25 protein-coding genes are annotated in these 20,895 nt (G+C 71.2%); 14 read left to right on the top strand and 11 right to left on the bottom strand.

Annotated elements, in window-relative coordinates:
* The 9 genes from VGK78_RS02115 to VGK78_RS02155 form a co-directional block, all read left to right on the top strand.
* Window positions 1–534 (top strand): 3-oxoacid CoA-transferase subunit B (locus VGK78_RS02115; protein ID WP_331525622.1); only part of this gene is annotated, 534 nt, incomplete at its 5' end.
* Window positions 531–947, top strand: a complete 417-nt coding sequence (locus tag VGK78_RS02120; RefSeq protein WP_331525624.1) for a hypothetical protein — start codon at window positions 531–533, stop codon at window positions 945–947. The genes VGK78_RS02115 and VGK78_RS02120, both read left to right, overlap by 4 nt.
* Window positions 948–1,127: 180 nt before the next feature.
* The gene (locus VGK78_RS02125) at window positions 1,128–1,382 is read left to right on the top strand and encodes a twin-arginine translocation signal domain-containing protein (RefSeq protein WP_331525625.1); all 255 of its coding nucleotides are present in this window, start codon (window positions 1,128–1,130) and stop codon (window positions 1,380–1,382) included.
* Window position 1,383: 1 nt separating this feature from the next.
* A complete protein-coding gene (locus VGK78_RS02130; protein ID WP_331525627.1) occupies window positions 1,384–2,760 on the top strand; it encodes a DUF4331 domain-containing protein in 1,377 nt (458 codons plus the stop codon).
* Window positions 2,757–3,161, top strand: a complete 405-nt coding sequence (locus VGK78_RS02135) for a hypothetical protein (protein ID WP_331525629.1) — start codon at window positions 2,757–2,759, stop codon at window positions 3,159–3,161. The genes VGK78_RS02130 and VGK78_RS02135 overlap by 4 nt, the downstream gene beginning before the upstream one ends.
* 243 nt (window positions 3,162–3,404) lie before the next feature.
* Complete coding sequence (locus VGK78_RS02140; protein ID WP_331525630.1) at window positions 3,405–3,572, top strand: hypothetical protein; 168 nt, start codon at window positions 3,405–3,407, stop codon at window positions 3,570–3,572.
* Entirely contained in the window at window positions 3,572–4,054 is a 483-nt protein-coding gene (locus VGK78_RS02145; protein ID WP_331525631.1) for a RidA family protein, read from the top strand. Before VGK78_RS02140 ends, VGK78_RS02145 begins: the two co-directional genes overlap by 1 nt.
* A gap of 1 nt (window position 4,055) precedes the next feature.
* Complete coding sequence (locus VGK78_RS02150) at window positions 4,056–4,919, top strand: NUDIX hydrolase (protein WP_331525632.1); 864 nt, start codon at window positions 4,056–4,058, stop codon at window positions 4,917–4,919.
* Complete coding sequence (locus VGK78_RS02155; RefSeq protein ID WP_331525633.1) at window positions 4,912–5,739, top strand: MBL fold metallo-hydrolase; 828 nt, start codon at window positions 4,912–4,914, stop codon at window positions 5,737–5,739. The genes VGK78_RS02150 and VGK78_RS02155 overlap by 8 nt, the downstream gene beginning before the upstream one ends.
* A gap of 105 nt (window positions 5,740–5,844) precedes the next feature.
* Here the strand turns inward: VGK78_RS02155 and VGK78_RS02160 are convergent, their stop codons facing one another.
* The gene (locus VGK78_RS02160; protein ID WP_331525634.1) at window positions 5,845–6,522 is read right to left on the bottom strand and encodes a Crp/Fnr family transcriptional regulator; all 678 of its coding nucleotides are present in this window, start codon (window positions 6,520–6,522) and stop codon (window positions 5,845–5,847) included.
* A 151-nt stretch (window positions 6,523–6,673) separates the two neighbouring features.
* On the opposite strand from VGK78_RS02160, the gene nth reads away from it, so the two are divergent.
* The 4 genes from nth to VGK78_RS02180 are packed head-to-tail and all read left to right on the top strand — an operon-like array spanning window position 6,674 to window position 9,872.
* Window positions 6,674–7,396, top strand: a complete 723-nt coding sequence (nth, locus tag VGK78_RS02165; protein ID WP_414690617.1) for an endonuclease III — start codon at window positions 6,674–6,676, stop codon at window positions 7,394–7,396.
* Window positions 7,393–8,022: a TlpA disulfide reductase family protein gene (locus tag VGK78_RS02170; RefSeq protein WP_331525636.1), complete on the top strand. Its 630-nt coding sequence runs from the start codon at window positions 7,393–7,395 to the stop codon at window positions 8,020–8,022. The genes nth and VGK78_RS02170 overlap by 4 nt, the downstream gene beginning before the upstream one ends.
* Window positions 8,019–8,699, top strand: coding sequence for a CoA pyrophosphatase (locus VGK78_RS02175; RefSeq protein ID WP_331525637.1), 681 nt, complete (start codon window positions 8,019–8,021; stop codon window positions 8,697–8,699). The genes VGK78_RS02170 and VGK78_RS02175 overlap by 4 nt, the downstream gene beginning before the upstream one ends.
* On the top strand, window positions 8,700–9,872 hold the full coding sequence (locus tag VGK78_RS02180) for a MarP family serine protease (protein WP_331525638.1): 1,173 nt from the start codon (window positions 8,700–8,702) through the stop codon (window positions 9,870–9,872). It begins immediately after the preceding gene.
* A gap of 7 nt (window positions 9,873–9,879) precedes the next feature.
* Here VGK78_RS02180 and VGK78_RS02185 read toward each other — a convergent pair whose 3' ends face one another.
* The 9 genes from VGK78_RS02185 to VGK78_RS02225 form a co-directional block, all read right to left on the bottom strand.
* Window positions 9,880–10,281: a phage holin family protein gene (locus tag VGK78_RS02185; protein ID WP_331525640.1), complete on the bottom strand. Its 402-nt coding sequence runs from the start codon at window positions 10,279–10,281 to the stop codon at window positions 9,880–9,882.
* Window positions 10,282–10,529: 248 nt separating this feature from the next.
* On the bottom strand, window positions 10,530–12,491 hold the full coding sequence (gene acs / locus VGK78_RS02190) for an acetate--CoA ligase (RefSeq protein WP_331525641.1): 1,962 nt from the start codon (window positions 12,489–12,491) through the stop codon (window positions 10,530–10,532).
* 129 nt (window positions 12,492–12,620) lie between these two features.
* Window positions 12,621–13,232 carry an acetate uptake transporter gene (locus VGK78_RS02195; protein ID WP_331525642.1) on the bottom strand — a complete coding sequence of 204 codons (612 nt, stop codon included), beginning with the start codon at window positions 13,230–13,232 and terminating at the stop codon, window positions 12,621–12,623.
* Between the two features lie 168 nt (window positions 13,233–13,400).
* On the bottom strand, window positions 13,401–14,906 hold the full coding sequence (locus VGK78_RS02200) for a cation acetate symporter (protein WP_331525644.1): 1,506 nt from the start codon (window positions 14,904–14,906) through the stop codon (window positions 13,401–13,403).
* On the bottom strand, window positions 14,903–15,289 hold the full coding sequence (locus VGK78_RS02205) for a hypothetical protein (RefSeq protein ID WP_331525646.1): 387 nt from the start codon (window positions 15,287–15,289) through the stop codon (window positions 14,903–14,905). Before VGK78_RS02205 ends, VGK78_RS02200 begins: the two co-directional genes overlap by 4 nt.
* 4 nt (window positions 15,290–15,293) lie before the next feature.
* On the bottom strand, window positions 15,294–16,019 hold the full coding sequence (locus tag VGK78_RS02210) for a LytTR family DNA-binding domain-containing protein (protein ID WP_331525647.1): 726 nt from the start codon (window positions 16,017–16,019) through the stop codon (window positions 15,294–15,296).
* Window positions 16,016–17,137: a sensor histidine kinase gene (locus tag VGK78_RS02215; RefSeq protein WP_331525648.1), complete on the bottom strand. Its 1,122-nt coding sequence runs from the start codon at window positions 17,135–17,137 to the stop codon at window positions 16,016–16,018. Before VGK78_RS02215 ends, VGK78_RS02210 begins: the two co-directional genes overlap by 4 nt.
* A 60-nt stretch (window positions 17,138–17,197) precedes the next feature.
* Window positions 17,198–17,926, bottom strand: a complete 729-nt coding sequence (locus tag VGK78_RS02220) for an MBL fold metallo-hydrolase (RefSeq protein WP_331525649.1) — start codon at window positions 17,924–17,926, stop codon at window positions 17,198–17,200.
* 15 nt (window positions 17,927–17,941) lie between these two features.
* Window positions 17,942–18,820 carry a class I SAM-dependent methyltransferase gene (locus VGK78_RS02225; protein ID WP_331525650.1) on the bottom strand — a complete coding sequence of 293 codons (879 nt, stop codon included), beginning with the start codon at window positions 18,818–18,820 and terminating at the stop codon, window positions 17,942–17,944.
* Between the two features lie 47 nt (window positions 18,821–18,867).
* Between VGK78_RS02225 and VGK78_RS02230 the strand changes: the two genes are divergently transcribed.
* Window positions 18,868–19,578 (top strand): oxidoreductase, encoded by a 711-nt coding sequence (locus VGK78_RS02230; RefSeq protein WP_331525651.1) that lies wholly within the window; start codon window positions 18,868–18,870, stop codon window positions 19,576–19,578.
* A gap of 454 nt (window positions 19,579–20,032) precedes the next feature.
* On the opposite strand, the gene VGK78_RS02235 is transcribed toward VGK78_RS02230, so the two are convergent.
* A complete protein-coding gene (locus VGK78_RS02235; RefSeq protein ID WP_331525652.1) occupies window positions 20,033–20,854 on the bottom strand; it encodes an HAD-IB family hydrolase in 822 nt (273 codons plus the stop codon).
* Window positions 20,855–20,895 lie beyond the last annotated feature (41 nt).

Consider the following 20,895-nt stretch of genomic DNA (forward strand, 5'->3'; position numbering starts at 1 on the left):
CCCAACTACGTGGCCGACGACGTCGAGCTGGTGCTCCAGAGCGAGAACTGCATCCTCGGTGTCGGTGCCTATCCGTACGAGGGCGACGAGGACCCCGACCTGATCAACGCCGGCAAGGAGACGGTCACCCTGCGCAAGGGCGCGTCGTTCTTCGACTCGGCCACGTCGTTCGGGATGATCCGCGGCGGCAAGATCGACGCCGCGATCCTGGGGGCCATGCAGGTCTCGGAGAAGGGCGACATCGCCAACTGGATGATCCCCGGGAAGATGGTCAAGGGCATGGGCGGAGCGATGGACCTGGTCCACGGCGCCAAGCGGGTGATCGTGCTGATGGAGCACGTCGCCAAGGACGGCTCGAAGAAGATCCTGAACGAGTGCGACCTGCCCTACACCGGCCGCGGCGTCGTGCAACGGATCATCACCGACCTGTGCGTCCTCGATGTCACGCCGGCCGGTCTGGAGCTGGTCGAGCTCGCCCCCGACGTGACCCTCGACGAGGTGCGCGAGAAGACCGAGCCCGAGATCATCGCGTGAACCTGCCGTCGCGGATCCGGCCCGGCTCGGCAGTGCGTGGCGCGGGGGTCGCCCTCGCATGTCTCTCGCCAGGACTGCTCGGGCGCGGCCGCGCCGTGCTCGCGTCGTACGCCGCGGGCTGGCCGCTGAGCAGGCCGGGCCTGCAGGTGTTCGTCGTCGTACCGGACGAGGATGCGGAGCCCTGGCGGGGGGCCGTCGTACCGCTGGCCACGTCTGGGGCGTCGTGGGCGCTGGTGATGCTCGCGGCCACCTCCGCCGTACGCCGTACCGCCCTGCCCGCGCCCATCGCCGCCCTCCTGCTCGGAGGCGCCGTCACCGTCGGCGACTCGATGCTCGCCGACCTCGGCGAGCGGCTGAAGGCGAAGTCCGCCGCCGCTGCCGCCGCCCGCGACGCGGAGGCTGCGACGTCGTGACGGTTTCCCCGGTGAACCGGGGATCCATGACGTTCTCGGCCGAAATTTCCCCCCAGAACGTCAGCGTTCCCCGGTTCACCGGGGATCCCGCCCGGCGCCCCCACCCATCCACCAGGACGCTCGCTCCGAACCGCCTGTGGCGCGCCTCACGACGAGGCGGCCCATCACAGGAGGGCTCTGATGAGCGAAACCAGCAGAAGGAAGCTCCTGGCCGCGGGGGGAGCCGGCGTCGCCGCCGGTGCGGTCGGGCTGACGATGTCGCCCGCGCAGGCGGGCGAGACACGCCGTACGGCGTCGAGCGCGCAGGAGTCGGTCGTGGCCTACGTCCGCGACCACCGGTCGAGCGAAGTGCGGCTGATGGTGGGGGAGCGGGAGGTCGTGGTGCACGACCGCGATCTCGCGACCCGCATCCTCAACGCGGCGGGAGGCGAGTGAGATGTCGTCCCACCGCGAAGCACCCGAGATGGCCAAGGACCCGGTCGCCGACAGCACCGACGTCTACGCCTTCGTCAGTCCCGACCGCCCGCACACGGTCACGCTGATCGCCAACTACATCCCGTTCCAGGCACCGGACGGCGGCCCGAACTTCTACGAGTTCGGCGACGACGTCGCCTACGACATCAACATCTCGAACCGGGGCAAGGGGGAGGCGGACGTCGTCTACCGGTTCCGGTTCCACACCGCGGTGCGCGACCCGAAGACCTTCCTCTACAACACCGGCCCGATCACGCGGCTCCACGACACCACGTGGAACCGCCCGCAGTTCTACTCGCTGATCCGGATCAAGAACGGTCGGAGCAAGGTGCTCGCGCGTCACCTCGCGTGCCCGCCGGTCAACATCGGGCCTCGCAGCACCCCGAACTACCCCGACCTGGCCGCCGCGGCGGTGCACGACGTGGGACGGCGGCGGGTGTTCGCGGGCCAGCGGGCCGACGCGTTCCACGTCGACCTCGGCAGTGTCTTCGACCTCGGAGCGCTGCGGCCGTTCCAGAACCTGCACGTCATCCCGATGCCCGCGGCCGACGGACGCAACTCGCTGCAGGCCTTCAACGTGCACTCGATCGTGCTGCAGGTGCCGATCAAGGAGATCAGCCGCAAGGGCGACGTACCGACCAACCCGCGACAGCCCCGCTCCGTGATCGGCGTGTGGGCATCGGCCAGCCGCCGCAAGTCGCGGATCTTCGACAAGACCGAGGGCCGGTACGTCGGGCACGGGCCGTGGGAGCAGGTCTCGCGCCTGGGCAACCCGCTCTTCAACGAGGTCATCACGCCGATGTCCCACAAGGACGTGTGGAACGCCCGGCACCCGAAGGGCGACCAGGCGTTCGCGAAATACGTCGACCACCCGGAGCTGGCCCGGCTGCTGCCGGTGCTCTACCCCGGCGTCTTCCCCAACCTCGCGGCGTATCACAAGGCGCGGGCCGACCTGAACGCGATCCTGCTCACCGGGATCCCGTCGGGCGTCGTGCCGGGTTTCCAGAACTACACCGGCACCGTGCAGTCCGACATGCTGCGGCTGAACCTGGCGATCCCGCCCGCGAGCAGTCCGAAAAGCATGGGTCTCCTCGGCGGCGACCCGGCCGGCTTCCCGAACGGCCGCCGCATCGGCGACGACGTCGTGGCGATCGAGCTGCGCGCCGTCGCCGGCGTGACCATCCCGCTGGTCGACCCGTCGTTCACACCGGACGGCGCAGCGGGGGTCCTGACCGACGGGACGACCGACACCAACGGCGGTACGACGGCGACGTTCCCCTACCTGGGCGATCCGGACGGCGGCTTCCAGACGCAGCCCGGCACGTCCTCGGTCTCGTGAACGCCGCTGCGAGCTCGGCGGTGCTCGCCTCCCCGGAGAACGACTGGGCCGGGCAGGGCGCCGTACTCCTCGACATCGGAGGGGACGTCGGGGCGCTCGTGGTCGCGATGCCGGCGTCGACGGTCGGCCTGGAGGTCGAGATCCGCCCGCTCGACGGTCAGCGGGTGCCGGGCCACGCGCACGACCGCACACACGAGCACGGGCACGTCCGTCCGCACGACCACCTCCCGCACGTCGCGGTGGTCGCGCGGGCGGTCGCCGGCGGACACCTGCCGTCTCTGGTGTTCGGCGAGCTGCCCTCGGGTCGCTACGAGCTGTTCGAGAAGGGACGGCCGGACGCCGTGGCGCTGCGGGTGCAGGTCGAGGGGGGCGCGGTCGTCTCGGCCTCCTGGCCGGGCTGACGCGAGGGAGGCTCGGCCTCGGTGCGGTCGCGGGCGTGCGGAAGCTCTACCCGCCCGCCCGTCGCTCCGGGGCCGTTGCCTCGTTCTGACCGTGTGCACCTGGAGCGGTGCCAACCGGAGGCTCGGGCCCCCGACCCCCATGGGGGCCACCCGCCGCCTCTTCTCCCTGTGCGACGGGCGCCCCGCTGGCTCGGTTCTGTCCGGCCGATCACCGTCGCGAAGTCCCAGAGTAGGGTCGCGGCCATGGCTCAGACTCAGAGGTGGGAGTACCTCACGGCGCCGATCCTGGTGCACGCGGCGAAGCAGATCCTCGACAACTTCGGGGCCGACGGGTGGGAGCTCGTGCAGGTCTCTCCGGGGATGAACCCCGAGAACATGGTCGGCTACTTCAAGCGCCCGGTGAGCGACTGATGGGTGCCGTGGAGGACCGTCTGGCCGAGCTGGGTCTGTCCGTGCCGGACGTCGCGAAGCCGGTGGCGTCGTACGTGCCCGCCGTGCGGACGGGGTCCTACGTCTACACCGCCGGGCAGGTGCCGCTGCGCGACGGCGACCCGGTGGCGACCGGCAAGGTCGGTGCCGAGGTCTCGCCCGAGGAGGCGTCGGCCTGCGCCCAGCAGTGCGCCCTGAACGCGATCGCCGCCGTCAAGGCCGAGATCGGCGACCTGGACGTGGTCAAGCGGGTCGTGAAGGTGGTCTGCTTCGTGGCGTCAGCCCCGGACTTCACCGGCCAGCCGCAGGTGGCGAACGGCGCCTCCGACCTGCTCGGGAAGGTCTTCGGTGACGCCGGTGCCCACGCTCGGTCGGCGGTCGGCGTGGCCGTGCTGCCGCTGGACGTCCCCGTCGAGGTCGAGATCATCGTCGAGGTCTCGACTCCGCCCGACGACCAGGCCTGAGATGCGGGTGGCCCTCCCGGAGCACCTGGTCGCGCACGCGCGGGAGTTCGCCGAGGAGTGCGCCCAGGGCCGCCGTACGCCGGCCGAACCGCGGGACGCGGCGACCGTCGTGCTGATGCGCCCGGGGGCGGCCGGACTCGACGTCTACCTGCTGCATCGCCAGACGTCGATGGCGTTCGCGGGCGGGATGTGCGTGTTCCCCGGAGGTGGCGTCGACCCCAGGGACTTCGACCGCGAGGTCGCCTGGTCGGGGCCGGCAGCGGAGGTCTGGGCCGAGCAGCTGCAGACCTCGGAGGAGATGGCACGGGCACTGGTGTGCGCCGCAGTGCGCGAGACGTTCGAGGAGTCGGGGGTCCTGCTCGCCGGGCCCTCCGCCGACGAGGTCGTCGCCGACACCACCGGCGACGACTGGGAGGCCGACCGCCGGGCGCTCGAGGTCAAGGAGCTGTCGTTCACGGCGTTCCTCGACCGACGAGGCCTGGTTCTCCGCACGGATCTCCTGGGCGCCTGGGCGGCGTGGTGCACACCTGAGTTCGAGCCACGCCGGTTCCGCACCTGGTTCTTCGTCGCCGCGCTGCCGCCCGGACAGCGCACCCGCGACGTGTCGAGCGAGTCGTCGTCGGTGACCTGGATGTCCGCGCTCGGCGCCTGTGACGCGGTCGACGCGCACGAGCTCGGGATGATGCCGCCGACGTACGTCACCTGCCTCGAGGTCGGTCAGTACGCCGACCCCGACACGGTGCTCGTGGCTGCGGCGGGTCGTGACCTGACGATGTTCACGCCGGCGGTGCAGGACGACGGCAGGTCGGCCACGATGTCGGTGCCCGACCGGGCGGTGCCGTTGCTGGAGATGCGGCGTGGCTGACCCGTCCTGGAGCGGCGGGACGTTCGGGTCCGTCGCGCAGTGCGTGCTCGCCCCCAACGCCTCTCCGATGACCCTGGACGGCACCAACACCTGGGTGCTGCGGGCCCCGGACGCCGCGAGATCGGTCGTCGTCGACCCCGGTCCACCTGACCCGGGTCATCTCGACGCGGTGGCGGAAGCGGCCGGCGAGGTCGCGGTCGTGCTGCTGACCCATCACCATCTCGACCACTCCGAGGCGGCCCGGACCTTCGCCGAGCAGGCGGGGTGCGGTGTCCGGGCTCTCGACCCGGCGTACCGGCTCGGCTCGGAGGGGCTCGGAGAGGGCGACGTGGTCGCGGTCGACGACCTGGAGGTGCACGTTGTCGCCACGCCCGGCCACAGCTCGGACTCGCTGTCCTTCGTGATCCCGTCGGAGCGGACCGTGCTCACCGGTGACACCGTGCTGGGCCGGGGGACGACCGTGGTCGCCCATCCGGACGGCCGGCTCGGCGCCTACCTCGACTCGCTCGACCGGCTCCACGCCCTGGCCGAGGCGCACGAGATCGCCATGATCTGGCCCGGACACGGCCCGGTGATCGAGTCGGCGCTGCCCGTGCTCGACCACTACATCTCCCATCGCCGGGAGCGTCTGGAGCAGGTGCGCGAGGCCCTCCGCACCGTCCATGCCGCCGCACGTGACGGCGTACCCCTCGACCACGAGACGCTGCCTCGCCGCATCGTCGAGATCGTGTACGCCGACGTCGACCCCGTCCTCTGGCCGGCCGCCGAGCTCTCGGTTCGCGCCCAGCTGGACTACCTGCGCGGACCTGGACGCGACTAACTGGCTTACAGACCGGACCTCGGGCCCGGCCAACACTCCGGTCTCCATGCCAGTTGGTTGGTGGTCGGGCGCGGCGGCCGGCCTCGACGAGCCGGCGACGCGACGTCAGCGGGCGCGGCGCTTGAGCCGGTCGACGTCCATGATCACGACCGAGCGGGGCTCGAGGCGGAGCCAGCCGCGGGAGGCGAAGTCGGCGAGGGCCTTGTTCACGGTCTCGCGGGAGGCGCCGACCAGCTGGGCGAGCTCCTCCTGGGTGAGGTCGTGGTGGACGTGGACGCCGTCGTCGGCGGTGCGGCCGAAGCGGTCGGCGAGGTCGAGCAGTGCCTTGGCGACGCGGCCGGGCACGTCGGAGAACACCAGGTCGGCGTTCACGTCATTGGCCTTCCGCAGCCGCGATGCGATCTGGGCGAGCAGGCCGCGCGCCACCTGGGGGCGGCCGTCGAGCCAGCGCAGCAGGTCCTCGTGGGACAGCGAGGCGAACGACGCGTCGGTCACCGCCGTCACCGTCGCCGAGCGCGGCCCGGGGTCGAAGAGCGACAGCTCGCCGAACATCTGGCCGGGGCCGAGGATGGCGAGGAGGTTCTCGCGTCCGTCACTGGAGGTGCGGCCGAGCTTGATCTTGCCGTCGAGCACGATGTAGAGCCGGTCGCCGGCGTCGCCCTCGTGGAAGAGCACGTCGCCGCGCCGCAGCTTGGACTCGCTCAGCGAGCCACGCAGGGCGGTGGCGGCCTCGTCGTCGAGCGCACTGAACAGCGGCGCCTGACGCAGTACCTCGTTGTCCACGACGACCTCCCGGTCATGCTCGTCGCCCGCCGCTGCACGCCGTCGGTCGGTCGCCGCGCGGGGGTCGGCCCCGATCCTATCCAGTGGCACAGGTCACACCCATCACTCGGTCGGGCCGGGTGTGGTCGGCGTGCCACCGTAGGCTGTCGACGTGTCAGCCGTGCCGCGTGTCGCAGCCCCGGAGACCCGCACCGGCCTGGTGCGGCGGGCCCGTCGGATCGACCGTGCCCTGGCCGAGCACTATCCCGACGCACACATCGAGCTCGACTTCGACGACTCGTTCCAGCTGCTGGTCGTGACGGTGCTGAGTGCCCAGACCACCGACCGCCGGGTCAACGCGGTGCGGCCCATCCTCTTCGCGGCGTACCCCGACGCGGCCGCGATGGCCGCCGCCCCTCGTGAGCACCTCGAGCAGCTGATCGGGCCGCTCGGGTTCTTCCGGGCCAAGACCGACGCGCTGCTCAAGCTGAGCGCCGCGCTCGTGGAGCGGTACGACGGGAAGGTGCCACCGCGCCTCGACGACCTGGTGACGCTCCCTGGCGTGGGCCGCAAGACCGCGAACGTCGTGCTCGGCAACGCCTTCGGCATCCCCGGCATCACCGTCGACACCCACTTCGGCCGGCTGTCGCGTCGCTTCGGGTGGACCGACGAGACCGACCCGGTCAAGGTCGAGCACGCCGTCGGCGCGCTGTTCCCCAAGAAGGACTGGGTGATGCTCTGCCACCACCTGATCTGGCACGGGCGACGCATCTGCCACGCCAAGAAGCCGGCCTGCGGCGCGTGCCCGGTGGCGCGCTGGTGCCCGGCGTACGGCGAGGGGCCGGTCGACCCGCTGACGGCGGCGAAGCTGGTGAAGACCGAGGGGCCGGCATGAGAGGCGGGCACCAGGTCACGCTGCTGGCGGTGCTTCTGGGACTGGCCGCGCCGCTGCTCGCCGCGTGCGGCGGCGGTGGGGGCACCGGCAGGATCCAACCCGGCCCCCGCTCGATCGACGTCGGCAACCAGCAGCTGGTGTCCTTCAAGCGGCACACCGACATCCCCGACTGTCCCCAGGTCTCGGCCACGGGTGCCGAGGGCGGCATGCCGGGCGTCACCCTGCCCTGTCTCGGCGGTGGTCGGTCGGTCGACGTCGCGGGACTCCGCGGACCGATGATCGTGAACTTCTGGGCGTCCTGGTGCGGCGACTGCCGCCTGGAGATGCCGGCCCTCGCGGCGTATGCGAAGAGCCACCCGGAGGTGAAGGTCGTCGGCGTCGACTTCCTCGACCCCCAGCCGGGCGCGGCGCTGGAGCTGGCGAAGGGCAGCGGCGTGGAGTACCCGCTGCTCGCCGACCCGAAGGGCACCCTCGACAAGGCGAGCCCGCTGCCGCACATCGCCGGCCTGCCGATGACGGTGTTCCTGGACGCGGACGGCTCGATCGCCCACATCGAGGCCGCGACGATGAGGACCGAGCGGGAGGTGGCGACGGCCGCCCGGAAGTTCCTCGGGGCCGGCGGGTGATCCCCGACTGGCTCGAGCCCGTCGCCGGGGCCGCAGGGGAGATCACCGCCGACGACCTCACCCGGTTCGTGCCGCCCGACGACGCGATCACCCGGCGTGGTGCCGTGCTGATGCTCTTCGGCCAGCAGCGCGACCTGCTGCTCACCGAGCGCGCCCACGACATGCGCTCCCACCCCGGTCAGGTCTCGTTCCCCGGCGGCTCGATCGACCCGGGCGAGACGCCGCGGCAGGCCGCGCTGCGCGAGGCCGAGGAGGAGACCGGGCTGCGCGCGGCCGGTGTCGAGGTGTTCGCCGAGCTGCCCGAGCTCTGGCTGCCTCCGAGCAACTTCGCGGTCACGCCGATCCTCGGGTGGTGGGCCGAGGAGAGTCCGGTCGGCGTGGTGGACCCGGCGGAGGTCCACGCCGTCTACCGCGTGCCGCTCGAGGAGCTGCTGGACCCCGCCCACCGGGTCTCCGTGCGGCACCCGAGCGGCTGGGTGGGCCCGGGCTTCCTGATCGGGCCGCAGCACGACGTCGTGCTGTGGGGGTTCACCGCCGGCATCATCTCCCGGCTGCTGGACTTCCTCGAGTGGACGCGGCCTTGGGACGTACGCCGGATGCGTGACCTCCCGGCGTACATGGTGCAGGGTGGTCCCCGCCCGGTGTACCGCCCAGCCGCCACACCCGAGGAGCGCTGAGTGAACCTGCTCGACTGGGTGCTGATCCTCATCGTCGTCCTGTACGCCGTCTCCGGGTACTGGCAGGGCTTCATCACCGGGGCCTTCGCGACCGTCGGGCTGCTGATCGGCGGCCTGATCGGAGTGTGGCTCGCCCCCACCGTCCTGGGCGACGCGAGCCCGTCCATCCTGGTCTCGCTGGCCGCGGTCTTCATCGTCATCGTCTGCGCCTCGCTCGGGCAGGCGGTGCTCCAGCTGGGCGGGTCGCGCATCCGCGACCGGATCACCTGGCAGCCGGTCCGTGCCCTCGACGCGATCGGTGGTGCCGCGCTCAGCGCGGTGGCGGCGCTGCTGGTCGCGTGGGCGCTCGGGGTCGCGCTCTCCGGCTCCGGCCTGCGCGGGATCACCCCGCTCGTGCGCGACTCCAAGGTCCTCGCCGAGGTCAACCGGATCCTTCCCGCGGAGGCCAGCTCGAAGCTGTCGGCGTTCAACGACGTCGTCGGCACGACGTTCTTCCCGCGCTACCTCGAGCCGTTCGCACCGGAGCGCATCGTGCCCGTGCCACCCGGGCCCCATCGGCTGCTCACCGACCCCGACGTGCAGCGCGCCGCCGCCGAGGTCGTCCGCATCCGCAGCACCAACAGCTGCCACCAGGGCATCGAGGGCTCGGGATTCGTATACGCGCCCGACCGCGTGATGACCAACGCACATGTCGTCGCCGGCGTGACCTCTCCTCTGGTCGACATCCACGGCAGCTCGGTGCCGGCCACGGTCGTCTACTACAACCCCGACCTCGACGTCGCCGTGCTGTCGGTCCCGACCGGAACCGTCCGGCCCCTGCACTTCGGCTCGGCGTCGTCCGGCGACGGGGTGGCGATCCTCGGCTTCCCGCAGAACGGCCCGTACGACGTACAGGTCGGCCGGGTGCGCGCCGACCAGCGTCTGCGGTCACCGGACATCTACGGCCACGGAACGGTGATCCGCGACGTGCTGTCCCTGCGCGGGCTGATCCGGCCCGGCAACTCCGGTGGCCCGGTCGTCGACTCAGCCGGCCACGTCGTCGGCGTGGTCTTCGCCGCCTCGGTCACCAACAGCGACACCGGCTACGCGCTGTCGTCGCAACAGGTCGCCCAGGCGGCCGCGAACGGACGGGTCGCCTCCCGCCAGGTCTCCACCGAGGGCTGCGCCGGCTGAGCGTGCCCTAGTCGCGCTTGAGGATCTGCTTGGTCTCGTTGGCCTGCGCGATCGCCTTCTGGGGAGCCCGGACCTTCTTGATCTTGCGCACGCCGATCAGGGCGAGCAGCCCGGCGACGAGGAGGTAGAAGCCGAAGACGATCAGGAACGCCCAGTGGAGGGACAGGCCCCGGCCGTTCCAGTGGATGAAGAAGGCGACCGCGATCGACAGCATGATCAGCGCCATCAGCCCGAAGAACGCGCCCACGGCGAGCAGCGCGATGCCCATCCCGCCGGCCTTCACGCTGATCTGGATCTCGGACTTCGCCAGGCGGATCTCGCTGCGGATCAGGCTGGAGAGATCGCGGCTGGCGTCGGAGACGAGTCGCCCGATGGTCGGGTCGGTGTCCTGCACCGGTTGTTGCGCCATGGGACCTCGGACTCCTCGGGGCTGTGCTCGCTGGGTCGTGTCGACCCTACAACGGGCCCCGCCGGGCACTGACCAGGCGGAAGTGTTCGCCGAAATCGCGCTGACCAGGCAGAAGTGTGAGCCATGAACCCGTCGACCCGACAGAAGGTGGTGCTGTGCGTCGCCTTGCGAGCAAGCTCGCTGCAGCGCTCTCTCCGGCCTTTCCGTCCCGGCTCCGCCGGGCCGGAAAGGCCTCGTTCGGGTCGGCGCTACTCCTCGCTGGTGCCGGAGGCCATGCCCTCCTTGATCTGGTCCATGATCGTGGAGTCGGCGAGGGTGGTGACGTCACCGACCTCCCGCTTCTCGGCCACGTCGCGCAGGAGCCGGCGCATGATCTTGCCCGACCGGGTCTTCGGCAGCTCGGGCACCACCATGATCGACTTGGGCCGCGCGATCTTGCCGATCTCCTTCGCCACGTGCTCGCGCAGCTCGTTGACGACCTCCGGGCCACCGTCACCGGCGGAGGCGCGCAGGATCACGAACGCGTTCACGGCCTGACCGGTGTCGGGGTCGTTCGCCCCGACGACCGCGGCTTCGGCGACCTTGGGGTGCGACACCAGGGCGGACTCGATCTCGGTCGTCGACATCCGGTGCCCGGACACGTTCATCACGTCGTCGACGCGGCCGAGCAGCCAGACATCGCCGTCCTCGTCGAGCTTGGCACCGTCGCCGGCGAAGTACCTGCCGGGGAACCGGGACCAGTAGGTGTCCTTGTAGCGGTCCGGGTCGCCCCAGATCGTGCGCAGCATCGCCGGCCAGGGCTCGGTCAGCACCAGGTAGCCGCCGGAGCCCGGCTTCACCGCCTCGCCCTCGTCGTTGACCACGAGCGCGGAGACGCCTGGCAGCGCCTTCATCGCCGAGCCCGGCTTGCCGGCGGTCACCCCGGGCAGTGGGCTGACCATGATCTGGCCGGTCTCGGTCTGCCACCAGGTGTCCACCACCGGGCACCGGTCACCGCCGATGTTCTTGCGGTACCAGATGTACGCCTCGGGGTTGATCGGCTCGCCGACCGACCCGATCACCCGCAACGAGGACATGTCGAACTTCGCCGGCACCTCCTCGCCGGTCTTCATGAAGGCGCGGATCGCCGTCGGCGCACAGTAGAGGATGTTGACCTTGTAGTCCTGGATGATCTCCCACCACCGGCCCGGGTGCGGGTACGCCGGCGTCCCCTCGTACATCACCGACGTCGCCCCGTTGGCGAGCGGGCCGTAGACGATGTAGGAGTGGCCGGTGACCCAGCCGATGTCGGCCGCGGTCCAGAAGATGTCGGTGTCGGGCTTGAGGTCGAAGACCGCCCAGTGCGTCCACGACGTGCCGACCAGGTAGCCACCCGTCGTGTGCAGGATGCCCTTGGGCTTGCCGGTCGTGCCCGACGTGTACATCACGTACAGCGGGTGCTCGGCGTCGAAGGCCTCCGGGGTGTGGTCGGTCGACTGCTTGTCCACCACGTCGTGCCACCAGACGTCGCGGTCGTCGGTCCAGTCGACGTCCTGGCCGGTACGGCGTACCACGAGCACGTTGCGGACGTCGGGGCACTTGGTCAGGGCCTCGTCGACGGCCGGCTTCAGCGGCGAGGCGTCGCCGCGCCGGTAGCCGCCGTCGGCGGTGATCACGACCCGCGCGTCGCAGTCGTGGATGCGGTCGATCAGGGCCTGGGCCGAGAAACCGCCGAACACCACCGTGTGGGGGGCGCCGATGCGGGCGCACGCCAGCATCGCGATCACCGTCTCGGGGATCATCGGCATGTAGATCGCGACCCGGTCGCCGGTCTTGACGCCCAGCTCGATCAGCGCGTTCGCGGCCTTGCAGACCTCGTCCTTGAGCTCGGCGTAGGTGATGTCCCGGGTGTCGTTCTCGGGCTCGCCGACCCAGTGGTAGGCGATCTTGTCGCCCTTGCCGGCCTCCACGTGCCGGTCGACGCAGTTGTACGCCGCGTTGAGCTTGCCGCCGACGTACCACTTGGCGAAGGGCGCGTCGTCCCAGTCGAGGACCTTCTCCCACCTCGTGTCCCACGACAGCCGCTCTGCGGCCTTCTCCCAGAACGCCAGTCGGTCGGCGTCGGCCTCGTCATACGCGTCGGCTTTGACGTTGGCGTTCGCGGCGAGGTCGTCCGGGGGCTCGAAACGGCGATTCTCGTGCAACAGGTTGGACAGGGTTTCTTGGCTCACGACTTTCGACTCCTCTCGGAACGTGACCTCGCAGCCGGGGTCCTGCCGCCCACCCTAGTTCGGCTCGGTTGGTACGACGTAGGTCCGGCTGCGAGGCACGGGGGGATGCGGTTGTGACTACTCGGTGAACTACTCGCGCGGCCAGACGGGCAGGACCTGGCGGCGCCAGGTGAACGCCGTGACCCCGGCCATCGATGCGTACCAGGCCGCGATCGCGGTGAGGATGCCGATGTAGCCGCCGAGATGGATCCAGCCGCTCGACTCCTTGTCGAACCAGCCGATCGCCAGGATCAGGTAGGTGATCGTCAGCAACACGAAGACGGCGAGCACCGCCAGGTTCACCCGGAACGCGGCGACCGTCATGTAGGCGGTGAAGATGCACCACGCGATCAGGTACGTCCCGACCACCTTGTAGCCGTCGGGACCGAGGTTGGCCAGGTCCTTCTCCGCGAGCCACCAGAACGAGATCCAGAACCCGCCGTACGAGCAGAACGCCGTGGCACCGAACGTGTTGCCCTTGGCGAACTCCCAGAGTCCTGCCGCGAACTGGGCGATGCCGCCGTAGGCCAACGCCAGTCCGAGGGCGCCGCCGACGAGGGTGTCGGGAACGATGTTCGCGTTGACCACGCTGAGCACGAACGTCGTCAGGGCGAAGCCGGCAAGTCCGAGGGGTGCCGGGTCGGCGATGTGCGCGCCCGGGACGAGGACCGGCCGATCCTCCTTGATCGGTGTTTCGGACATGAGCACTCCTGTCTCTTCCCTGTGGTGTTGCGTGGGGACAGTTCGAACGGTCGCAAAGGTGCAACTCGACGGGACAGGGCTGGCGACCCCAGTTGCGCTCAGCGGCGGGTGGCTCTCGACGTACGCCGCATCCGGCACGACGAGCGGTAGCGCCGGGACGACGAGTGGTCAGTTCACCGGTTGGTAGCTGCCCCGGTCGACCTCGACCGTCTCGGGCAGGTGCAGCCGGACCATCGCCCGCCCGACGTGCACCGGCACCCGCGCCCGGTCCGCCAGCGAGACCCCGACCATCGCCGCGAACGCGATCGGGACGGTCAGCAGCGCCGGCTGGGAGAGCAGGGCGCCCGCCCAGTTGTCCGCCTTGACGCCGAGCATCACCGCCAGCACGGCGGTGCCGGAGAGGATGCCGCCGCCGATCATCCCGACGATCGCCCCACGCGCGGTCAGGCCGCGCCACCAGATCCCCAGCAGCAGCAGGGGACAGAACGTCGACGCCGCGACCGCGAACGCCAGCTCGACGGCGTGTGCCACGGGCAGGCCCTGGGTCCCCGCGGCCAGGAGCAGCGCCCCGCCCGCGGCCATCACCCCGCCGATCCGGAACCCGGTGACGCTGCCGAAGCGACGGCTCAGCACGTCCTGGCTGAGCACCCCGCTGATCGAGACCACCAGCCCGGACGACGTCGAGAGGAACGCCGCGAACGCGCCGGCGCCGAGCAGCGCGGTGAGGACCGTCGCCCCCGTCCCGCCGAGCACCCGCTCCGGGAGCTCGAGGACGACCGAGTCAGTCCGCCCCGAGGCGACCAGGTCGGACGCGTAGACCCGGCCCAGCGCGCCGTACGCCGTGGGCAGCAGGTAGAACATGCTGAGCATCGCGAGCACGCCGAGCGTCGTACGCCGGGCCGAGGTGCCGTCGTGGTTGGTGTAGAAGCGGACGACCACGTGGGGCAGGCCCATCGTGCCGAGGAACGTCGCCAGGATCAGCGAGTAGGTCAGGTACGTCGCATGCGGGCCCTGGAGCGGCTCGACCCAGTCCGAGGTGTGCAGGTGCCGGGTCGGGGAGTCGTCGTGATGCCACGCCAGCCACAGGATCAGCGCCGGCACGAGCAGGGCGCACAGCTTGATCCAGTACTGGAACGCCTGCACCAGGGTGATGCTCCGCATCCCGCCGGCGACCACGTTGACGAGCACCACGAACGCGACCAGCACCGCGCCGACCCAGGACGGAGCTCCGGTGACCGCCCGGAGGGTCAGCCCCGCGCCCTGGAACTGCGGCACCAGGTACAGCGCCCCGATCAGGCAGACCAGCCAGCTCGCGACCTGCCGCGCGGCCTGCGACTCGACCCGGAACTCGGCGAAGTCCGGCAGGGTGTAGGCGCCGGAACGGCGGAGGGGGGCGGCGACGAAGACCAGCAGCAGGAGGTAGCCGGCGGTCCAGCCGATGGGGTACCAGAGCATGTCGACGCCCCGCAGCAGCACGAGCCCGGCCACCCCGAGGAAGGACGCGGCGGACAGGTACTCACCGCTGATCGCCGACGCGTTGAGGAACGGCCCGACCCGCCGCGACGCGACGAAGAAGTCGCTGGTGGTGCGCGAGATCCGGAGCCCGAACACCCCGACGACGAGCGTCGCCGTGGTGACGATGGTGACCGCGAGCAGCGCCGTCAGCTCCTTCACGACGCGTCCTCCCGCCGGTCGACGAGCTCGATGAACGCCGCCTCGTTGCGCTCGGCCCTCCGGACGTACCACCAGGCGAGCACCAGCAGCCACGGGTAGACGACGACACCGAGCAGCAGCCACGGCAGGCGTACGCCGAGGACGTGCACGTGGTCGACCGGCAGCACCTGGAACAGCACCGGCAGCAGCCCGAGGCTCACGGCCAGGAGCAGCACGACGTACCCGGCGAGGCGGAGCTGGGCGCGCATCAGGCTCTGCACGTAGACCTCACCGAGCCGGGTCAGCTCGTCGATCTCGGCGGCGTTCGAGCGGCGGGTCCGCGACCGCGCCGCCAGCGTGCGTGGACTGGTGATCCGGACCCGGGTGATCGGCTCGTCGCTCACCTGCTCAGACCTCGCCGTCGCGGGTCCGCCGCAGCACCCCGCGTACGTCGGGCACGTGCCGCCTGCTGACCGGGAGCTCGGTGCCTCCGACGACCACCACGGGGCGGGCGCCCGAGAGCCGGACCTCCTCGACGTGGGCCAGCGAGACCAGGATGCTGCGATGGATCCGGACGAACCCGGCGTCTGACCAGCGTTGCTCGAGGGCGGACAACGGCATCCGGACCAGCGGGTTGCCGGTGGGGGTGTGCAGGCGGACGTAGTCGCCCTGCGCCGAGGCGTAGCGGACGTCGGAGCGACGTACGAACCGGGTGACGCCGCCGAGCTCGACCGGCACCTGCTCGTCCGGATCGCCCACGACGCCCTCGTCGCGCACCCGGCCGATCGCCTCGCGCAGCCGCTCCTCGTGCACCGGCTTGAGGAGGTAGTCGACGGCGCGCAGGTCGAAGGCCTCCACGGCATGGTGCGCGTGCGCCGTTACGAACACGACCGCCGGCGGCTGCCGGAACTGCCGCAGAACCTGCGCCAGGTCGAGCCCGCTCAATCCGGGCATCGCGATGTCGAGCAGCACCACGTCGTACGCCTCGCCCTGCAGCAGCCGCAGCGCCTCGGTGGCCGACCCGCAGGTCTGGACCTCACCGACCCGTTCGTCACGACCGAGCAGGAACGCCAGCTCGTCGAGTGCGGGTGGCTCGTCGTCGACCGCGAGCACCCGTAGTGCCTCGGCGTTCACGCCCGGACCCCGGCGGCGAACTTGGGGACCCGGACCGTGACCTTGGTGCCTGCTCCGGGGGCGGTCTCGACCACGAGGCCGTACTCGTCGCCGTAGGCCGACCGGAGGCGCTCGTCGACGTTGCCGAGGCCGATGGAGTCCATCGACTCGTCCCCGGCCAGAGCCCGGCGTACCCGGTCAGGGTCCTCGCCGACCCCGTCGTCCTCGACCGTGATCACTGCTTCGTAGTCGTTGTCCTCGGCCAGGATCGTGATCGTGCCGGGCGCGTCCTTGGCGGCGAGCCCGTGCCGCACGCCGTTCTCGACCAGCGGCTGCAAGGACAGCACGGGGATGCTGACGCCCAGCACCTCGGGGGCGATCCGGAGCATCACCGACAGCCGGTCGCCGAAGCGGGCCTGCTCGAGGGACAGGTAGCGCTCGATGGAGCGGAGCTCGTCCTCGAGCGTCGTGTAGCTGCCGGCGCGCTGGAACGAGTGCCGGGTGAAGTCGGCGAACTCCATGATCAGCCCGCGGGCCCGGTCGGGATCGGTGCGCACGAACGACGCGATCGTGGTCAGCGCGTTGTAGACGAAGTGCGGCGAGATCTGGGCCCGCAGCGCCCGCACCTCGGCCTCCATCCGCGACGTTCTGGCGACCTCGAGCTCGGCCAGCTCGAGCTGCCCGGACACCCACCGGGCGAGCTCGTCGGTGGCCCGGACGAGCCCGGCCGACACCGTCGGGGTGAACGCCATCAGCGTCCCGACCACGGTGTCCTCGACGGTGAGCGGCGAGACGATCGCCTGACGCAGCGTGCAGCCGGGCTCGCCGCAGGCGAAGTCGCGGTGGTCGCGGACCGCGGTGGTGCCGTCGGCCACGCACCGCTCGGCGAGCGGCCCCACCAGAGATGAGTGCGCCTGGCCGCGTCCGTGCCAGGCCAGGATGCTCGTCGTGTCGGTGACCGCGACCGCCCGCGAACCCAGCAGCCGGGCGAGGTGCCGGGAGCAACGCTCGGCGGACGCCTGGGTGAGCCCGGTGCGGAGCTCGCTGGTCATCTGGGTCGCGGTGTGCAGCGTGCGGAAGGTCGCCCGGTCGGCCTCCGTGCCGAGGTGCCCGGGACGGAGCAGGCGCCACCGACGCATGGGCACAGAGTAGTGGCGGGACCCTGCGCGAGAGGCCAGGTCAGCCCGGGTCGGCCCCGCTCAGCCCCGGTCAGCCTCGCGGATCAGGCGCACGGCCTCGGGAACTCCGCCGTTCCATGCCGGCCCGTGCCCCGGCAGCACCCAGGTCGCGTGCACGTCGGCGATCCGGTCCAGGGACTCGCGTGCCTGTGCGGGGTCGAGCGTGAACGGCGCCGGCTCGGGACCCTCGGCCCCGGTGAGCACGTTCCGCGTCGTCATGGCGTCGCCGAGGAAGAGCGCGTCCACTCCCGGAACCAGCACTGCGACGCTTCCCGGCGTGTGGCCGGGCAGGTGGATGATCCGAGGGTTGCCGGGTACGTCGAGCACCTCGCCGTCGGCGAACGGCGTCACCTCGTCGACCGCGGGGATGCGCAGCCCGCCGTTCCGGGCCGAGAACCACAGGAACCCGGCGAGGGCTCCCATCTTCACCGGTCCCCAGCCCGAGTTGGGTTTCGTCACCTGCTTGCGTGCCCTGTCGACGTCGTCGCGGTGGACGCGGGCCGCGACTCCCTTCTCCCGGTGCAGCCACGTGGCGAAGCCGATGTGGTCGGTGTCGCCGTGCGTGAGGACGAGCGCCCGCACCGCGTCGAGGGTCAGCCCGAGGCTCCTCAGCTCGTCGACGAGCAGGCGGCGGTACGCCGGGAGCCCGGCATCGATCACCGTCACCTCGCCCTCGTCCACGACGAGGTAGCTGTTCACGGTGCCCTTGGGATCCGAGCCCAGCCGGTGCAGTCCGTCGGCGATCTTCATGGGTCGTCCTCCTGGTCAGCGGAAGTCGATCAGGAGCATGTCGTCGTCCGGCCCGTCGGTGGGCGGATCGCCGTCACTCCGGCTCGTGTCGCCGTCATCGTCGTCGGCGGCCACCGGCGGCCTGTCCAGGACGTCGGCGCGGTAGCACCGGGTGACGTAGGGCAGCTGCATCCCGTCCATGCCGCGGCCGTACTCGTCGTAGAACGCGAGGACCTCGGCCATCTTGGCCGCACGGCCCTCGGCGTCGAGGACGGCGACGTTCGAGCGGGAGAGCACGAGGTCCTGGATGCTCTGCCGGTCGATCGCCTGCCAGTGGGCGAACTCGCGATCCTCGACGAAGCCGAACAGCTCGCTGAAGATCAGTGCCTGCGCAGGATCCGTCTCCTGCTCCTGGGTGCCGATCAGCGTGCCCAGGCGGCGTACCCAGGGGATCTTCTCGTTGCGGAGGTTCCACAGCAGGCAGATCTTCCCGCCGGGCCGGAGCACGCGGGCAACCTCGGGCAGGGCGCGGGGCAGGTCGAACCAGTGGAAGGCCTGCGCGGCGATGACGGCGTCGACGGACCCGTCGCCGAGCGGGATGTCCTCGGCGCCCGCCTGCGCGGTCGCGACGCCGGGCACCTCGCGCTCGAGGATCTGCAGCATCGCCGCGTCGGGGTCGGTGGCGTGCACGTCGTGGCCGAGCTCGGCCAGGACGCGGGTCAGCTTGCCGGTGCCGGCGCCGAGCTCGAGGACGGTCAGGGGCCGGTCGCCGAGCATCCAGCGGACGGCCTCGACGGGGTACGTCGGGCGCCCCCGCTCGTAGGCCTCGGCCACGCCGCCGAACGAGTGCGCCCAGTCGGGCTGCGGCTCGGCCGCCTCCTCGGGCGGGACGGGGGGTGGTTGCTCGTCGCTCATCAGGACCGAGGCTACCCGGGTGAGTCCGCCTGGTTACTGTGCCGGGCGTGGAGCGTCTGGAGGGTGTCGAAGGGCTCGAGGGAGTGGGGTCCGGCTTCGCCGCGACCCGGGACGGCATCGACACCATGTTGCGTGACCGGGGCCTCCGTCGGACCTCGCCGGAGCTGACCGCGGAGTCCTTGCTCCGCGGCGCGCACGCGAGCGCCGTGCTCGCCGGGTCGTCGTCCACGATCGACGAGGTGCGGGCCGGAAAGGCGGATGCCCTCGCACAGGCGGCCCTGCGGGTGTCGGTCGAGCTGCTCGGCCTGGTCCCGGTCTTCGCGCGCACGCCGTTGCAGGCTCTCGCCCGGGTCCACGCCCTGGCCGCCGCGGGCTCCGTGCCCGACGACGAGGTCGGCCGGCCGCGCGACGCGGACTCGGCGTTCCGGCTGCGGGAGGTGGCGGGGCTGCTCGACAGCGGCCGACCGGCGCTGGTCACCGCCGCCCTGGTGCACGCCGAGCTCCTGACCACGGCACCGTTCGGGTCGGCCGACGGGCTGGTCGCCCGCGCCGCCGAGCGGCTGGTCCTCGTCAGCAGCGGACTCGACGCGAAGTCGCTGGTCGTGCCGGAGGCCGGCCACCTCGCGCTGCGCCGGGCGTACGAGTCGAACCTGCGGGGCTTCGCCCACGGCGGCCGCGCGGGCATCCGGGCCTGGCTGGTCTACTGCACCGAGGCGTACGCCGCGGGCGCGGAAGCAAGTCCGCTGCGCGATCGATGAGGCCGGACCGTCGTCGTGTTTGGCAAGATCAAGAATCAGTGCTCCGCGCGCCCACATGGGTTTCGAGACGCGTCGCTCGCGCCTCGCAGGCTCGGCCTGAGCCGACGCTCCTCAACCTCTTGTGTGCCCACGCAGACCCCTCGTTCCTCGCGGTCTGCTGCACACAAGACAGCGGCACCCGAGGGGTCGGGTGCCGCCGCTGACACGCGGACCCGGCTACCAAGCGTGCATCTACCTGACTGGCAGCCCCGGGAGGATCCCGATGACGTGCGCCCTGTAGGAAGGGTGGATCGCCGCGTGGGTACCCGGTCCGCGTGCTGGTCTGGAGTTGTTCCTGACTCCTGTCTACGCCGCTCGACCGGTGCCGACAACCCTTGACTTTGGGCTACCCCTTTGGGTGCGCGTGTCGCCGGGTCCGAACGTCGAGCGTGTGATCAGCACGGATCCCGACGCGTCAGGCGCCCAGCTTGCGGCGACGGTTGAGCCAGATCGCGCCGCCGACGGTCAGCGCCGTGCCGACCGTGAGCGCGGCCAGGGTCGGCTTCACCGGGATGCGGCTGCGCAGCGTGACCGGGCGACTGAACTGCAGGATCGGCCAGCCTTTCGAGGCCGCGAGCCGGCGGAGGTCCTTGTCCGGGTTCACCGCGTGGGGGTGGCCGACGAGCTCGAGCATCGGGGCGTCGGTGATCGAGTCGCTGTAGGCGAAACAGTCCTCCAGCTCGTAGCCGCGCTGCGCGGACAGCTCCTCGATCGCCCGCGCCTTCTCCTCTGCGTAGGCGTAGTAGTCGATCCCACCGGTGTACCTGCCGTCGGCGATCGCGAGCCGGCTTGCGATCACGTCGTCGGCGCCCAGCATCTCGCCGATCGGCCCCACGACCTCGGTGCCGCTCGTCGAGACGATCACGACGTCGCGGCCGACCGCGTGGTGCTCCTCCATCAGCGAGACGGCCTCGTCGTACACGATCGGGTCGACGACGTGGTGCAGCGTCTCGGCGACGATCTCCTTGACCGTCTCGACGTCCCAGCCCTCGACCAGCTGCGACATGAACGCCCGGATCTTCTCCATCTGGTCGTGGTCGGCGCCGCCGACGAGGTAGACGAACTGGGCGTACGCCGAGCGCAACATCGCGCCGCGGGTGATCAGGCCGCCGGCCTGGAAGGGCTTGTTGAACGCCAGCGAGCTCGACTTGGCGATGATCGTCTTGTCGAGGTCGAAGAACGCCGCGGACCGGTGCTGGACCCGGCCCGGAACGGCGGATCCGCGGCTGCCGGCCATGAACCACATGGTAGGTGTCGAGCGGTGCCGGCGGCCGGGGA

It is taken from the genome of Nocardioides sp. (assembly GCF_036503465.1).
GTDB lineage: Bacteria > Actinomycetota > Actinomycetes > Propionibacteriales > Nocardioidaceae > Nocardioides.

Excerpts from the sequence above, each read along its gene's own strand:
- VGK78_RS02185 (WP_331525640.1), bottom strand. The coding sequence starts at position 10,281 with ATGGCGCAACAACCGGTGCAGGACACCGACCCGACCATCGGGCGACTC.
- VGK78_RS02220 (WP_331525649.1), bottom strand. The coding sequence starts at position 17,926 with ATGAAGATCGCCGACGGACTGCACCGGCTGGGCTCGGATCCCAAGGGC.
- VGK78_RS02145 (WP_331525631.1), top strand. The coding sequence starts at position 3,572 with ATGGGTGCCGTGGAGGACCGTCTGGCCGAGCTGGGTCTGTCCGTGCCG.
- VGK78_RS02225 (WP_331525650.1), bottom strand. The coding sequence starts at position 18,820 with ATGAGCGACGAGCAACCACCCCCCGTCCCGCCCGAGGAGGCGGCCGAG.
- VGK78_RS02130 (WP_331525627.1), top strand. The coding sequence starts at position 1,384 with ATGTCGTCCCACCGCGAAGCACCCGAGATGGCCAAGGACCCGGTCGCC.
- VGK78_RS02235 (WP_331525652.1), bottom strand. The coding sequence starts at position 20,854 with ATGGCCGGCAGCCGCGGATCCGCCGTTCCGGGCCGGGTCCAGCACCGG.
- VGK78_RS02195 (WP_331525642.1), bottom strand. The coding sequence starts at position 13,232 with ATGTCCGAAACACCGATCAAGGAGGATCGGCCGGTCCTCGTCCCGGGC.
- VGK78_RS02215 (WP_331525648.1), bottom strand. The coding sequence starts at position 17,137 with ATGCGTCGGTGGCGCCTGCTCCGTCCCGGGCACCTCGGCACGGAGGCC.
- VGK78_RS02140 (WP_331525630.1), top strand. The coding sequence starts at position 3,405 with ATGGCTCAGACTCAGAGGTGGGAGTACCTCACGGCGCCGATCCTGGTG.
- VGK78_RS02170 (WP_331525636.1), top strand. The coding sequence starts at position 7,393 with ATGAGAGGCGGGCACCAGGTCACGCTGCTGGCGGTGCTTCTGGGACTG.
- VGK78_RS02150 (WP_331525632.1), top strand. The coding sequence starts at position 4,056 with ATGCGGGTGGCCCTCCCGGAGCACCTGGTCGCGCACGCGCGGGAGTTC.
- VGK78_RS02125 (WP_331525625.1), top strand. The coding sequence starts at position 1,128 with ATGAGCGAAACCAGCAGAAGGAAGCTCCTGGCCGCGGGGGGAGCCGGC.